The following is a 17729-nucleotide window of genomic DNA, read 5'->3' on the forward strand; positions in this document are numbered from 1 at the left end:
GCATTACCGCTCCTGCGCGAGATCAATGGGAGGCGTGAAAATTGCCGAGGCAGTCATGCCTGGACGCAGGGATGCCGTGACATCGATCTCAGCCCAGATGGGAATGGTATGACTCACAGGGTCCACACTGGCCCCAATTCGCGTTACCTTGGCAGCGACGTTCTCGCGAGTCTCCTCGATGGTCAATTGCGCCTGGCGCCCCGGTTCTAACCAAGCAAGCCAGTCTGCGGGCACGATGACTCTCGCTTCGAGCTTCTTCCCCACGATTGCCAGAAGTTCAGCCTGAGCTTGAACACTTTGCCCCACGCTTGCTTTGCGCTCGACCACTCGCCCGTCATAAGGTGCCTTGATGGCGCAGCGGTTCACATTGGTCCGCGCGATCCGATATTCGGCATCACTTTCATTGACGGCCAAACGTGAAAGGTCCACCTCCAACTGACCGACTGAGCGCAACTCCAGAAGTCGCCGATTGTTCTCCAGCTTGCGACGGGCACTGGCAAGCCTAGCCCCCACTCGATCACGCTCAGCGGCATACTGACCACAATCCATCTTGACCAGTACTTGCCCCTTCGTGAAAGCATCCCCTTCACGAAACGCCATCGATTCGATACGTCCACTCACTTCACTGCTGATGGTCGCTCTATCGGTCGCCTCGATCACAGCCCGTTGAGGTTCCAATGCCGCCTGCGCCTCATCCGCAGCCTTGGCCGCTTGTACCGTCGACATCAAAAGAGTGGCGCAGGACAGCACCACAAGGCTACGCAAGGACTGCGGGCAGCGGTGTCGCATATCGCGAGTTTTCATGCTTGAGGTCACCTTTCCTGGCAGACAAAACAAAAGGAGCGCCGCCCACGATAGACGGCGCCCACTCAACGAGTTGCTCGCTCCTGAAACCTAGGCCTCAGTAAGACTATCACCCGGCGCAAGAACGAAGCGATCCAGAGCATAGACACCCTTGTCATTCTCGGCCTTGACCGTGATGGTCAGCGGCGTAGCAGGCGCGTCCGGTGCAGCAGTGAAAGTACGCGTAGCCTGCGAGAATGTCAGCCATTGCGGAAGCCCTTCCCCAGCGGGGGTAGAGAAGCTGTAATGCACAGGGCCGGCGACGGCAAAGGTATTTGCATCAAAGCTGAAGGACGGTGCCCCTCCGTTGTCCCCTTGCGACAGTACCGGGGACTGCTCAGCAATCGGCTCTACCACGACACCGATCTGGCCGTCATCCCAGTCCTGACGACGCTGCACCAGCGCACTCGCAAGCTGCGCCGGCTCAGCCTTGCCTTCAAGTTTCGGATACGGATCAAGGCCAATGCTCTGGTAAACACGCGCATAGGCATTCTGGATCTGTGCGTAGGCAAGATCACGACGTAGCTCAGCAATCAGAGAGTTGAGCTGTTCCTTGATGGCAGTCAGCTCGCCAATGCTGCCAGAGCGCGATTGCTGGGTAACCAGGTCTGAAATGTTCCGTGAGACTTGCAGATAATTCTGAGCCGTCCCGAGATCACGATTAGCGGCCATGTACTTTAACTGCGCCAGATGTACCTGAGTCAGGACGGCAAGCGATGCGGCCAGGCGTTCCTGACGAGTAATCTCGACGCTTGTCTCGGCAGCTTCCTTGTTGGCACTAGCCTGGAAGACATTGAGAAGGTCATAACTGACTGCGGCACCTGCGCTAGTCCAGTCCTGGAACAGCAAGTACTGGTTGTCATCGTAGGAATAACTCGCCGAGAAGCTCAGGTCCGGGAACATCTTGAGCAAGGATGCGCGGACTTCATCACGTGCAATACGCTCACGGTAATGCGTGGTCAGTACTTCCGGACGCATCAGCAGTGCTGTCTGCTCCATGGTCGCCACGTCCAGCTTGGCTTTGGGTGCCTTGAGCTGCGCCGTATCGTATTGCGGTAGCTCCAGCGACGTGGTCGGCGGTAGCCCCATCAGACTGGCCAGCTTCTCTCGCGCCCCGATCAACTCGTTACGCAGGCTGTCCAGACTACGCTTCACATCCAGCAGACTGCGTTCATAGGAATAACTGTCGAGAGGACTGGAAAGACGCTGACGAGAAATCGCACGACTATGCTCCAGCGCCTCATTGACCCGTACCATGAGCGGATCAACCTTGCTGAGCAAGCGGTCCGCAGAGACTGATTTCCAGTAAGCAGTGCGTACTTCCTGAGCAAGATTCTGAACTGCCTTGCGTTCTTCCTCGACGGAAATCAGATACTGATCGGCACTTTGATTGGCACGCACATAGGAGAGTCCGAAATCCAGAATGCTCCAAGTGAAATCTATGCCATAAGTCTTGCGGTTTCGCTCCTGAGACACGCTATAACTATTGTCATTGGTGGGCTCCCCCGGCTCACCATCCACGAATGGTACGCTCTGCGTTGCTTCATATTCACTGCGAGTCGTATAGCCTGCTCGAGCCGTCAGTGATGGCAGCATGTCATAGTTGGCAGCATCCAACTGCTGACTACGCAACGCTGTCTGCATCGTCTTCACATGACGGTCACGGTTATAGAGCAGCGCACGAGCCACTGCCATTTCTGGCGTCAGAAGGCCGGTCACCTCACTCTGTGAGGCATTGAGCGTCTTTACGTCTTCCGCTGCCTTCGGCTGTATTTCCGCCATCGTCAGTGGGCTAGGGTTCACAGCACAACCACTGAGGAGAAGCAGCGCTGCCAAAGGTGATACCGCAAGTAGCTTTTGACTCATGAGTCCCTTTCCTGAAGTCATATCATTGAAATCTGGCTTATTGTTCACACTAATCTTCGGTGTTTCATGACAATTGAAGCATGCGGGCAAGGCGATTAGCCAAACTCTCTTCCTGTCGATTATCGCCAACTTCTGCCAAGGCGTCTTCCGCCTGCTGGTCCAGCGACTGCCAGCGTGCCCCCGCCGTATCCACTTCAGCAGGCAAAGCGATATCCAAGGACAATATACGCACCGTTCCATCGCCTGAAACAGCCACGATCCGGACATTCAGAGAGTGCTCAAGTCCAGCAATATCTCCCGTGATATCGCCAGTCTCTGGGTCAATGGTCAATCCATCAGGCAACACGGAACCATCTCCAAGCGACCCTTCATAACGAGAAACTCCCGCTGCACGTGGATCATTCACCAAGATCGAAAGTTGTGTTCCGGTCAAGCTCATGCGGTCGATCTGCATATCGTTACCGGTATTCTCTTCATGCACAATTTCCGCCGAACCCTGAGAGTCAATGCTGACATCGAGACGACGATATAGCACTTGATCCTCGTGCTCTTCCAAAACATTGCCATCGGCATCAACCAGCACTTCGCGAGTCTTCGTATTGCCGTACTCATCGACCCCGATCACGGTAATTCGTGCACGATCCATACCCGGAGGCAGCTTCCCGGAGAGCTGGCCACTACTACCATCCACCGCCAGAGTACCCGGCAATGGAGAGCCATCTGTCTGAGTCCCCTGATAACGAACTGTCATCGCTTCCGGCAAACCAAACTGGCCAAGATCGTTCAGGCCATTATCAACCCCCGCCCGAAGGAAGTTATCCAGATTGCCAATGTCATTGCCACTTCCTTGCCCCTGATCTGTATCAGCGTCAAGCCCATCAGTGCCAAGTCCATCAGCGTCCAGTACTTGATTGGCATAAGGAGCCGTAACGCGGTTATCAGGCACAAAGGTGCTTGGGGCTTGGGTGGAGTTCGGCAGTGCAAGAGGCTCACTCGGGACAGATAATGTAAATCTATAACTGACAGTCCCACCATTACCGTCATCAGCCGTGACAGTGATGGCATAAGGGGCATTCAGTGAGGCATCAAGGGCCAGCTGACCTGTAATCTGGCCAGTTGACGGGTCTATAACCAAGCCGTCGGGCAAGCCTGTTGCCGAGTAAGTCAGCTCATCCGAAGCATCCGTGTCCGCAAATGCTTCACCTGCCGGAATAGAGACATCCCCACCATTCCCGACCGCACGATCTGGAATTTCCGAGACGACCACGGGTGCATCATCAGTGCCGGTCACGGTGACACTCAGGGTCGCGGTGTCGACGCCGCCCTGACCATCACTGACCTGGTAGCTGATGGTGGTGGTACGGGTCTCATCGACCGCGAGGTCATCGAAGTCCGCACCCGGCGCGAAGTCATAGCTGCCATCGACATTGACGGTGAACTGGCCACCGTTGTCACCGGCCGTCGGCAGGCCGACATTGGCGGCATCCTCGCCGACCTGGCTGACGCTCAGGGTATCCGTGTCGTTGCCACCATCCACATCGTTACCCAGCACGTTGCCGGAAGCCGGCGCCTTCTCGGCGACGGTAACAGCGTCATCCTGCGCGACCGGTGCGGTGTTGCTCGGGGTCAGCGTGAAGGTGTCGGTCACGGTGCCGCCATTGCCATCATCGGCCGTGACAGTGATCTCGAAGGGACCATTCTGCGAGGCATCCGGCGTCAGGGTGCCCGTGATACGTCCGGTATCCGGGTCGATGGTGACCCCTTCCGGCAGGCCTGCGGCCGTGAAGGTCAGATCATCACTGTCATCCACATCACTGAAGGCATCACCGGCGGGGATATCGATCGCATCACCATCCTCGGCACTCGCATCAGCCGTCGGGGTGCTGACCACCGGTACGTCGTTACTGCCGGTCACGGTGACACTCAGGGTCGCGGTGTCGACACCGCCCTGACCATCACTGACCTGGTAGCTGACCGTTGTGGTGCGTTCTTCACCGACCGCGAGATCGTCAAAGTCCGCACCCGGCGCGAAGTCATAGCTGCCATCGGCATTGACGGTGAACTGGCCACCGTTGTCACCGGCCGTCGGCTGGCCGACATTGGCGGCATCCTCGCCGACCTGGCTGACGTTCAGGGTATCCGTGTCGTTGCCACCATCCACATCGTTATCCAGCACGTTGCCGGAAGCCGGCGCCTTCTCGGCGACGGTAGCGGCGTCATCCTGCGCGACCGGTGCGGTGTTGCTCGGGGTCAGCGTGAAGGTGTCGGTCACGGTGCCGCCATTGCCATCATCCGCGGTGACAGTGATCTCGAAGGGACCATTCTGCGAGGCATTCGGCGTCAGGGTGCCCGTGATGCGTCCGGTGTCCGGGTCGATGGCGACCCCGTCCGGCAGGCCCGCGGCCGTGAAGGTCAGATCATCACTGTCATCCACATCACTGAAGGCATCACCGGCGGGGATATCGATCGCATCGCCATCTTCGGCACTCGCATCAGCCGTCGGTGTGCTGACGACCGGTGCGTCGTTGGTGCCAGTCACGGTGACACTCAGGGTCGCGGTGTCGACACCGCCCTGACCATCACTGACCTGGTAGCTGACCGTTGTGGTGCGTTCTTCACCGACCGCGAGATCGTCAAAGTCCGCACCCGGCGCGAAGTCATAGCTGCCATCGGCATTGACGGTGAACTGGCCACCGTTGTCACCGGCCGTCGGCTGACCGACATTGGCGGCATCTTCACCGACCTGGCTGACGCTCAGAATGTCACTGGCATCCACATCGCTATCATTGAGCAAGACGTCGCCACTGACAGAGCTGTTCTCTGTCGTGACGTTGGTATCTGCCATAGCGACCGGTGCGTCGTTGGTGCCGGTCACGGTGACACTCAGGGTCGCGGTGTCGACACCGCCCTGACCATCACTGACCTGGTAGCTGATGGTGGTGGTACGGGTCTCATCGACCGCGAGGTCGTCAAAGTCCGCGCCCGGCGCGAAGTCATAGCTGCCATCGGCATTGACGGTGAACTGGCCACCGTTGTCACCGGCCGTCGGCTGACCGACATTGGCGGCATCCTCGCCGACCTGGCTGACGCTCAGGGTATCCGTGTCGTTGCCACCATCCACATCGTTACCCAGCACGTTGCCGGAAGCCGGCGCCTTCTCGGCGACGGTAACAGCGTCATCCTGCGCGACCGGTGCGGTGTTGCTCGGGGTCAGCGTGAAGGTGTCGGTGACGGTGCCGCCATTGCCATCATCGGCCGTGACGGTGATCTCGAAGGGACCGTTCTGGGAGGCATCCGGTGTCAGGGTGCCCGTGATACGCCCGGTATCCGGGTCGATGGTGACCCCTTCCGGCAGGCCCGCGGCCGTGAAGGTCAGATCATCACTGTCATCCACATCACTGAAGGCATCACCGGCGGGGATATCGATCGCATCGCCATCTTCGGCACTCGCATCAGCCGTCGGTGTGCTGACGACCGGTGCGTCGTTGGTGCCAGTCACGGTGACACTCAGGGTCGCGGTGTCGACACCGCCCTGACCATCACTGACCTGGTAGCTGACCGTTGTGGTGCGTTCTTCACCGACCGCGAGATCGTCAAAGTCCGCACCCGGCGCGAAGTCATAGCTGCCATCGGCATTGACGGTGAACTGGCCACCGTTGTCACCGGCCGTCGGCTGACCGACATTGGCGGCATCTTCACCGACCTGGCTGACGCTCAGAATGTCACTGGCATCCACATCGCTATCATTGAGCAAGATGTCGCCACTGACAGAGCTGTTCTCTGTCGTGACGTTGGTATCTGCCATAGCGACCGGTGCGTCGTTGGTGCCGGTCACGGTGACACTCAGGGTCGCGGTGTCGACACCGCCCTGACCATCACTGACCTGGTAGCTGATGGTGGTGGTACGGGTCTCATCGACCGCGAGGTCGTCGAAGTCCGCGCCCGGCGCGAAGTCATAGCTGCCATCGGCATTGACGGTGAACTGGCCACCGTTGTCACCGGCAGTCGGCTGACCGACATTGGCGGCATCCTCGCCGACCTGGCTGACGTTCAGGCTATCCGTGTCGTTGCCACCATCCACATCGTTATCCAGCACGTTGCCGGAAGCCGGCGCCTTCTCGGCGACGGTAGCGGCGTCATCCTGCGCGACCGGTGCGGTGTTGCTCGGGGTCAGCGTGAAGGTGTCGGTCACGGTGCCGCCATTGCCATCATCCGCGGTGACAGTGATCTCGAAGGGACCATTCTGCGAGGCATTCGGCGTCAGGGTGCCCGTGATGCGTCCAGTGTCCGGGTCGATGGCGACCCCGTCCGGCAGGCCCGCGGCCGTGAAGGTCAGATCATCACTGTCATCCACATCACTGAAGGCATCACCGGCGGGGATATCGATCGCATCGCCATCTTCGGCACTCGCATCAGCCGTCGGTGTGCTGACGACCGGTGCGTCGTTGGTGCCAGTCACGGTGACACTCAGGATCGCGGTGTCGACACCGCCCTGACCATCACTGACCTGGTAGCTGACCGTTGTGGTGCGTTCTTCACCGACCGCGAGATCGTCAAAGTCCGCACCCGGCGCGAAGTCATAGCTGCCATCGGCATTGACGGTGAACTGGCCACCGTTGTCACCGGCCGTCGGCTGGCCGACATTGGCGGCATCCTCGCCGACCTGGCTGACGTTCAGGGTATCCGTGTCGTTGCCACCATCCACATCGTTATCCAGCACGTTGCCGGAAGCCGGCGCCTTCTCGGCGACGGTAGCGGCGTCATCCTGCGCGACCGGTGCGGTGTTGCTTGATGTCAGGATGAAGGTGTCGGTCACGGTGCCGCCATTGCCATCATCGGCCGTGACAGTGATCTCGAAGGGACCATTCTGCGAGGCATCCGGCGTCAGGGTGCCCGTGATACGCCCGGTATCCGGGTCGATGGTGACCCCTTCCGGCAGGCCCGCCGCCGTGAAGATCAGATCATCGCTGCCATCCACATCACTGAAGGCATCGCCGGCGGGGATATCGATCGCATCGCCATCTTCGGCACTCGCATCAGCCGTCGGTGTGCTGACGACCGGTGCGTCGTTGGTGCCAGTCACGGTGACACTCAGGGTCGCGGTGTCGACACCGCCCTGACCATCACTGACCTGGTAGCTGACCGTTGTGGTGCGTTCTTCACCGACCGCGAGATCGTCAAAGTCCGCACCCGGCGCGAAGTCATAGCTGCCATCGGCATTGACGGTGAACTGGCCACCGTTGTCACCGGCCGTCGGCTGACCGACATTGGCGGCATCCTCGCCGACCTGGCTGACGTTCAGGCTATCCGTGTCGTTGCCACCATCCACATCGTTATCCAGCACGTTGCCGGAAGCCGGCGCCTTCTCGGCGACGGTAACAGCGTCATCCTGCGCGACCGGTGCGGTGTTGCTCGGGGTCAGCGTGAAGGTGTCGGTCACGGTGCCGCCATTGCCATCATCGGCCGTGACGGTGATCTCGAAGGGACCGTTCTGGGAGGCATCCGGCGTCAGGGTGCCCGTGATACGCCCGGTATCCGGGTCGATGGTGACCCCTTCCGGCAGGCCCGCCGCCGTGAAGGTCAGATCATCGCTGCCATCCACATCACTGAAGGCATCGCCAGCCGGGATGTCGATCGCATCGCCATCTTCGGCACTCGCATCAGCCGTCGGGGTGCTGACCACCGGTGCATCGTTGCTGCCAGTCACGGTGACGCTCAGAGTGGCGGTATCCACGCCGCCCTGACCATCACTGACCTGATAGCTGACCGTTGTGGTGCGTTCTTCACCGACCGCGAGATCGTCAAAGTCCGCACCCGGCGCGAAGTCATAGCTGCCATCGGCATTGACGGTGAACTGGCCACCGTTGTCACCGGCCGTCGGCTGGCCGACATTGGCGGCATCCTCGCCGACCTGGCTGACGTTCAGGGTATCCGTGTCGTTGCCACCATCCACATCGTTATCCAGCACGTTGCCGGAAGCCGGCGCCTTCTCGGCGACTGTAACAGCGTCATCCTGCGCGACCGGTGCGGTGTTGCTCGGGGTCAGCGTGAAGGTGTCGGTGACGGTGCCGCCATTGCCATCATCGGCCGTGACGGTGATCTCGAAGGGACCGTTCTGGGAGGCATCCGGCGTCAGGGTGCCCGTGATACGCCCGGTATCCGGGTCGATGGTGACCCCTTCCGGCAGGCCCGCCGCCGTGAAGGTCAGATCATCGCTGCCATCCACATCACTGAAGGCATCGCCAGCCGGGATGTCGATCGCATCGCCATCTTCGGCACTCGCATCAGCCGTCGGGGTGCTGACCACCGGTGCATCGTTGCTGCCAGTCACGGTGACGCTCAGAGTGGCGGTATCCACGCCGCCCTGACCATCACTGACCTGATAGCTGACCGTTGTGGTGCGTTCTTCACCGACCGCAAGATCATCGAAGTCCGCGCCCGGCGCGAAGTCATAGCTGCCATCGGCGTTGACTGTGAACTGGCCACCGTTGTCACCGGCCGTCGGCTGACCGACATTGGCGGCATCTTCACCGACCTGGCTGACGCTCAGAATGTCACTGGCATCCACATCGCTATCATTGAGCAAGACGTCGCCACTGACAGAGCTGTTCTCTGTCGTGACATTGGTATCTGCCACAGCGACCGGTGCGACGTTGGTGCCGGTCACGGTGATGCTCAGAGTGGCGGTATCCACACCGCCCTGACCATCACTGACCTGGTAGCTGACCGTTGTGGTGCGGGTTTCATTGACCGCAAGGTCATCGAAATCACCACCAGGATTGAAGGCATAGCCCCCATCAACACCTATGGTGAACTGGCCACCATTATTCCCCTCGACGGGCTGGCCAATATCGGCGGCACTTCCATTGATCTGACTGACACCGAGATCATCGCTATCATTGCCACCATCTGTGTCATTCATCAGGACATTGCCAATCGCCACGATATTTTCGGCAGTTTCCCTCTGGTCATCCTGCGCGACCGGTGCGGTGTTGCTCGGTGTCAGGATGAAGGTGTCGGTCACGGTGCCACCATTGCCATCATCCGCGGTGACAGTGATCTCGAAGGGACCATTCTGCGAGGCATCCGGCGTCAGGGTGCCCGTGATGCGTCCGGTATCCGGGTCGATGGTGACCCCTTCCGGCAGGCCCGCGGCCGTGAAGGTCAGATCATCACTGTCATCCACATCACTGAAGGCATCACCGGCGGGGATATCGATCGCATCACCATCCTCGGCACTCGCATCAGCCGTCGGGGTGCTGACCACCGGTGCGTCGTTGGTGCCGGTCACGGTGACACTCAGGGTCGCGGTGTCGACGCCGCCCTGACCATCACTGACCTGGTAGCTGATGGTAGTGGTACGGGTCTCATCGACCGCAAGGTCATCGAAGTCTGCGCCCGGCGCGAAGTCATAGCTGCCATCGGCATTGACGGTGAACTGGCCACCGTTGTCACCGGCAGTCGGCTGACCGACATTGGCGGCATCCTCGCCGACCTGGCTGACGTTCAGGGTATCCGTGTCGTTGCCACCGTCCGCATCGTTATCCAGCACGTTGCCGGAGGCCGGCGCCTTCTCGGCGACGGTAGCGGCGTCATCCTGCGCGACCGGTGCGGTGTTGCCCGATGTCAGGATGAAGGTGTCGGTCACGGTGCCACCATTGCCATCATCCGCGGTGACAGTGATCTCGAAGGGGCCATTCTGCGAGGCATCCGGCGTCAGGGTGCCCGTGATGCGTCCGGTATCCGGATCGATGGTGACCCCTTCCGGCAGGCCCGCGGCCGTGAAGGTCAGACCATCACTGTCATCCACATCACTGAAGGCATCACCGGCGGGGATATCGATCGCATCACCATCCTCGGCACTCGCATCAGCCGTCGGGGTGCTAACCACCGGTGCGTCGTTGGTGCCGGTCACGGTGACACTCAGGGTCGCGGTATCCACGCCGCCCTGACCATCACTGACCTGGTAGCTGATGGTGGTGGTACGGGTCTCATCGACCGCGAGGTCATCGAAGTCCGCGCCCGGCGCGAAGTCATAGCTGCCATCGGCATTGACGGTGAACTGGCCACCGTTGTCACCGGCAGTCGGCTGACCGACATTGGCGGCATCCTCGCCGACCTGGCTGACGTTCAGGGTATCCGTGTCGTTGCCACCGTCCGCATCGTTATCCAGCACGTTGCCGGAGGCCGGCGCCTTCTCGGCGACGGTAGCGGCGTCATCCTGCGCGACCGGTGCGGTGTTGCTCGGTGTCAGCGTGAAGGTGTCGGTCACGGTGCCACCATTGCCATCATCCGCGGTGACAGTGATCTCGAAGGGACCATTCTGCGAGGCATCCGGCGTCAGGGTGCCCGTGATACGTCCGGTATCCGGGTCGATGGTGACCCCTTCCGGCAGGCCTGCGGCCGTGAAGGTCAGATCATCACTGTCATCCACATCACTGAAGGCATCACCGGCGGGGATATCGATCGCATCACCATCCTCGGCACTCGCATCAGCCGTCGGGGTGCTGACCACCGGTACGTCGTTACTGCCGGTCACGGTGACACTCAGGGTCGCGGTGTCGACACCGCCCTGACCATCACTGACCTGGTAGCTGACCGTTGTGGTGCGTTCTTCACCGACCGCGAGATCGTCAAAGTCCGCACCCGGCGCGAAGTCATAGCTGCCATCGGCATTGACGGTGAACTGGCCACCGTTGTCACCGGCCGTCGGCTGACCGACATTGGCGGCATCCTCGCCGACCTGGCTGACGTTCAGGCTATCCGTGTCGTTGCCACCATCCACATCGTTATCCAGCACGTTGCCGGAAGCCGGCGCCTTCTCGGCGACGGTAACAGCGTCATCCTGCGCGACCGGTGCGGTGTTGCTCGGGGTCAGCGTGAAGGTGTCGGTGACGGTGCCGCCATTGCCATCATCGGCCGTGACGGTGATCTCGAAGGGACCGTTCTGGGAGGCATCCGGTGTCAGGGTGCCCGTGATACGCCCGGTATCCGGGTCGATGGTGACCCCTTCCGGCAGGCCCGCGGCCGTGAAGGTCAGATCATCACTGTCATCCACATCACTGAAGGCATCACCGGCGGGGATATCGATCGCATCACCATCCTCGGCACTCGCATCAGCCGTCGGGGTGCTGACCACCGGTGCGTCGTTGGTGCCGGTCACGGTGACACTCAGGGTCGCGGTGTCGACGCCACCCTGACCATCACTGACCTGGTAGCTGATGGTGGTGGTACGGGTCTCATCGACCGCGAGGCCATCGAAGTCCGCACCCGGCGCGAAGTCATAGCTGCCATCGGCATTGACGGTGAACTGGCCACCGTTGTCACCGGCCGTCGGCTGACCGACATTGGCGGCATCCTCGCCGACCTGGCTGACGTTCAGGGTATCCGTGTCGTTGCCACCGTCCGCATCGTTATCCAGCACGTTGCCGGAGGCCGGCGCCTTCTCGGCGACGGTAGCAGCGTCATCCTGCGCGACCGGTGCGGTGTTGCTCGGGGTCAGCGTGAAGGTGTCGATGACGGTGCCGCCATTGCCATCATCGGCCGTGACAGTGATCTCGAAGGGACCATTCTGCGAGGCATCCGGTGTCAGGGTGCCCGTGATACGCCCGGTATCCGGGTCGATGGTGACCCCTTCCGGCAGGCCCGCCGCCGTGAAGGTCAGATCATCGCTGCCATCCACATCACTGAAGGCATCGCCAGCCGGGATGTCGATCGCATCGCCATCTTCGGCACTCGCATCAACCGTCGGTGTGCTAACGACCGGTGCGTCGTTGGTGCCAGTCACGGTGACACTCAGGGTCGCGGTGTCGACACCGCCCTGACCATCACTGACCTGGTAGCTGATGGTGGTGGTACGGGTCTCATCGACCGCGAGGTCGTCAAAGTCCGCGCCCGGCGCGAAGTCATAGCTGCCATCGGCATTGACGGTGAACTGGCCACCGTTGTCACCGACCGTCGGCTGACCGACATTGGCGGCATCCTCGCCGACCTGGCTGACGTTCAGGCTATCCGTGTCGTTGCCACCATCCACATCGTTATCCAGCACGTTGCCGGAAGCCGGCGCCTTCTCGGCGACGGTAACAGCGTCATCCTGCGCGACCGGTGCGGTGTTGCTCGGGGTCAGCGTGAAGGTGTCGGTCACGGTGCCGCCATTGCCATCATCGGCCGTGACAGTGATCTCGAAGGGACCATTCTGCGAGGCATCCGGCGTCAGGGTGCCCGTGATACGTCCGGTATCCGGGTCGATGGTGACCCCTTCCGGCAGGCCTGCGGCCGTGAAGGTCAGATCATCACTGTCATCCACATCACTGAAGGCATCACCGGCGGGGATATCGATCGCATCACCATCCTCGGCACTCGCATCAGCCGTCGGGGTGCTGACCACCGGTACGTCGTTACTGCCGGTCACGGTGACACTCAGGGTCGCGGTGTCGACACCGCCCTGACCATCACTGACCTGGTAGCTGACCGTTGTGGTGCGTTCTTCACCGACCGCGAGATCGTCAAAGTCCGCACCCGGCGCGAAGTCATAGCTGCCATCGGCATTGACGGTGAACTGGCCACCGTTGTCACCGGCCGTCGGCTGACCGACATTGGCGGCATCCTCGCCGACCTGGCTGACGTTCAGGCTATCCGTGTCGTTGCCACCATCCACATCGTTATCCAGCACGTTGCCGGAAGCCGGCGCCTTCTCGGCGACGGTAACAGCGTCATCCTGCGCGACCGGTGCGGTGTTGCTCGGGGTCAGCGTGAAGGTGTCGGTCACGGTGCCGCCATTGCCATCATCGGCCGTGACAGTGATCTCGAAGGGACCATTCTGCGAGGCATCCGGCGTCAGGGTGCCCGTGATACGCCCGGTATCCGGGTCGATGGTGACCCCTTCCGGCAGGCCCGCCGCCGTGAAGGTCAGATCATCGCTGCCATCCACATCACTGAAGGCATCGCCAGCCGGGATGTCGATCGCATCGCCATCTTCGGCACTCGCATCAACCGTCGGTGTGCTGACGACCGGTGCGTCGTTGGTGCCGGTCACGGTGACACTCAGGGTCGCGGTGTCGACACCGCCCTGACCATCACTGACCTGGTAGCTGATGGTGGTGGTACGGGTCTCATCGACCGCGAGGTCGTCAAAGTCCGCGCCCGGCGCGAAGTCATAGCTGCCATCGGCATTGACGGTGAACTGGCCACCGTTGTCACCGGCCGTCGGCTGACCGACATTGGCGGCATCCTCGCCGACCTGGCTGACGTTCAGGCTATCCGTGTCGTTGCCACCATCCACATCGTTATCCAGCACGTTGCCGGAAGCCGGCGCCTTCTCGGCGACGGTAACAGCGTCATCCTGCGCGACCGGTGCGGTGTTGCTCGGGGTCAGCGTGAAGGTGTCGGTCACGGTGCCGCCATTGCCATCATCGGCCGTGACAGTGATCTCGAAGGGACCATTCTGCGAGGCATCCGGCGTCAGGGTGCCCGTGATGCGTCCGGTATCCGGATCGATGGTGACCCCTTCCGGCAGGCCCGCGGCCGTGAAGGTCAGATCATCACTGTCATCCACATCACTGAAGGCATCACCGGCGGGGATATCGATCGCATCACCATCCTCGGCACTCGCATCAGCCGTCGGGGTGCTGACCACCGGTGCGTCGTTGCTGCCGGTCACGGTGACACTCAGAGTCGCGGTGTCGACGCCGCCCTGACCATCACTGACTTGGTAGCTGATAGTGGTGGTACGGGTCTCATCGACCGCAAGGTCATCGAAGTCCGCTCCTGGAATGAAGGCGTAACTGCCATCTTCAGAAACAGTGAACTCCCCGCCTTGCGTGCCAGCGATAGCCTGCCCGACACCTGCCGAGTCGCCATTCACTTGGCTCACCACCAAGGCATCATTATCACCACTGGTATCGTTCAGAAGCACATTACCAACGGCGAGAGCATTCTCATCTGTCGTTTTCTGATCCGGATTGGCCTCCGGGGAAATATTGGATACCTCCAGCAGAATGGTATCCGTCACAGTGCCGCCATTACCATCGTCAGCTGTGACGACAATATTGAAGGGACCATTCTGCGAAGCATCCGATGCCAGTGTCCCCGTGATACGGCCGGTCGTCTGGTTGATGCTTAGGCCAGCAGGCAAACCCGTAGCGGTAAATGACAGCACATCACTGGCATCCACATCGCTGAAGGCATCACCCGCAGGAATATCAATCTCATCCGCATCATTGGCTGAAAGGTCATCTGTCGGGGCACTGACCACTGGCGCATCGTTGGCACCGTTGACAGTAACGCTCACAGTCGAGGTATCGAAGCCCCCCTGGCCATCGCTGACCTGATAACTGATGGTGGTAGTTCGAGTCTCATCAGCCGCGAGGTCATCGAAGTCCGCGCCCGGCGCGAAGTCATAGCTGCCATCGGCATTGACGGTGAACTGGCCACCGTTGTCACCGGCAGTCGGCTGACCGACATTGGCAGCATCTTCGCCCACTTGACTGACAACCAAGGCATCAGTGTCATTGAGCCCATCATTGTCATTGGCTAGCACATTACCGGAGGCCGGTGCTTTCTCATCCACAGACACAGCATCTGCACCGGCCACGGGTGCTGGATTATTAACCGCCAAGTCAAAAGTGTCCGAAACCTGATTCCCCTGAGAATCAGTGCCCACTACAGTAATGGCGTATGGACCATTCGCGGAACTATCAGCAGTGAGGGTTCCTGTAATCTCCCCGGTTTCAGCATCTATCGAAAGCCCTTCTGGTAGACCTGAGACCGTATACGTCAAGTCATCGTAATTATCCAAATCACCAAAAACATCGGCCGTCCCCAAGGCAAATGAATCACCATCGGAGGCACTTTGATTTGCATAAGGCATGATGACAGCGACACTAGACTGCCCGGAGGACTGATTACCATTGGCATCAATTACGGTGTATTCGAAATCGGAAGTGCCGACATAATCGGCATCAGGCGTAAAGATCAACTCGCCGTCCGCTGACAAGGCAACACTACCGCCTTCCACGCCGACACTATCACCACCTGCTTGAATCGCAGCTCCATTGACTTTTGAAACCGTCAGATCTCCACCCCCTTGGCCGTCGTTGGCCAAGGGGTCGAAGGTGACCGGAGCATTAGCTTCGGTTGCAGCAAAATCATCACGTACAGCGGGAAGATAGACAGTTACCGGAGAGACATACTTGATATCACCTGCCACACCCGTCTGAACATCTTCAAAAAGTGCGCCAATGAACCGGCCTGATTGTTGAGATGGCGACCCAGAGACACCAGCTCTATAAGAAAACGAAGAGACATTCTCATACCCTACAGAGATCATGTTATTAGTTTGATCTCGACCAGTAGGCACATTATTTCCGGAGCCTTGTGCAGTTAAAACACTAGTTTCAGAATCTACCGCCACTGACACTTTAGAGCCATTCTCTGTGGTATAATCATTGGCCCCACTAAATGCCATTGTCTCTACAACATTATCGAGATCAAAACCTGTAGCGGTAAAGCTTATATAACTTGCATCACCTGTACTAGAGTCGACAAAATCAAGTGTATAATCAACGTAACCATTAGGATTGGTTGAGGTTATATAACTTACAAAGCCTTCACTTAGCCCTTCATTGCTATCAACCTCAACTATTTCAGTATTATCAGACACCGCATCAATAGTAACAATTACATCTATCCCATCTGCTACATTACTGAAGCGATAAACAGCACCAGCTTGCTTATCGCTACCATCTTCAAGAGCAGGAGTGCCAGAGAAATCAAGCTCTACAGTATCTGCCAGCTTGCCGCCCCAAGCCGTCGCGGCGATTGAAGCGGCTTCAATATCACCCGTCTGGTTTTCCAGGTCCCAATCCCCCCCAAGAGCTTGGCTACCCGTGTCATCAGACGATGAGGCAATATCTGCTCCCGTGAGATTGGCAAGCTGAGTCGCCGCCTCCAAGCCTGCATCCCCAGAACTGAAATCACAAGCATAAAGAAGGATGTCACCTTCTTGCGTCAAGGCGCTGCCGATAGTTGCCAGCTCGTCGCTATATTCATCAGCCATACTTGCCGCATCAAGCGTTGCAGTACCGAGGCTCAGCTCACCTTCTTCCCCATGAGACAGAATGTGAACAGCTGAAATACCTTGCTGACCATCCAGATAGCTGGCCATCTGCTCGACACCGTCAGTCTCTCCATTGAGGACTACAATCTCAGCTTCGGGGTCCAGCTCATCAACAAGTGACTCATAGTTGGTAACGTTGCTATCGACGAAGATAACAGCTCGAGAAGCTTCATGTGCTGCATCAGACTTTTCATTGCCATCCGTAGCGTCGCTGGAATCAGACTGCTGATCACGGCTGGCATCATCCTGCTGCCGGGCCGCCTGACTGGCTTGCAATGCCTTGGTAGCAGGAGATTGGGATTGAGCTGCCACGGCTTCTGCCGTCATGCTGCCTTGCTGGGCATGTTCAGCTGTTCCGTGATCGGACGAGTAATCCTGATCCGTTGCAGTATCAGCGGCAGTACCGACCGCAGCACCATCGAACAGGAACCGAGGCTCCAGGGAGCGAATCAATGCTGGGCGTAGATTCTTGGGGGTCTTGTTATCACTCATCCTATCGCTCCTAACCTCGCGGTCCATGCTCGTCAAGGGGGGGGGCTGACACTACGATGTATCAGCATTCTGGGCTACCTCAATCATACGATGATAACCAGCATCCAGATCAAGACCTCCCCCAAAAAATCATTATTTCGATGATATAAGATAGAGCTGATAAACAAAAGAGAGCCGACGCCCTTCGCGTTAATCGTGGGAGTACCGAGAGAGCTTCCGCGAGATCCACGAGGATGCCCCATCACACCTGACCAAAAAGTCAATAGATAACTCAATATTACCCACCAATAACTCGCCAAGAATCACAACCGAAATAGGCTAGCCTTCACCGATGTTGTAACAACCATACCAATGCAATGCCCGCTCACCTTCATCCGGCAGTGAGATAAGTGAAGCCAACGCCGCAGATTAG

General features: G+C 59.2%; 3 protein-coding genes. All 3 read right to left on the reverse strand.

Annotation, left to right across the window (positions count from 1 at the left end):
• Window positions 1-3: 3 nt before the first annotated feature.
• A complete protein-coding gene (locus CLAM6_RS11040) occupies window positions 4-804 on the reverse strand; it encodes an efflux RND transporter periplasmic adaptor subunit (RefSeq protein WP_153636106.1) in 801 nt (266 codons plus the stop codon).
• Window positions 805-894: 90 nt separating this feature from the next.
• Complete coding sequence (locus CLAM6_RS11045) at window positions 895-2709, reverse strand: TolC family protein (protein WP_172978692.1); 1815 nt, start codon at window positions 2707-2709, stop codon at window positions 895-897.
• Window positions 2710-2773: 64 nt separating this feature from the next.
• On the reverse strand, window positions 2774-17344 hold the full coding sequence (locus tag CLAM6_RS11050) for an Ig-like domain-containing protein (RefSeq protein ID WP_153636108.1): 14571 nt from the start codon (window positions 17342-17344) through the stop codon (window positions 2774-2776).
• Between the last annotated feature and the right edge of the window lie 385 nt (window positions 17345-17729).

Origin of the sequence: Cobetia sp. AM6 (assembly GCF_009617955.1) — a bacterium.
GTDB lineage: Bacteria > Pseudomonadota > Gammaproteobacteria > Pseudomonadales > Halomonadaceae > Cobetia > Cobetia amphilecti.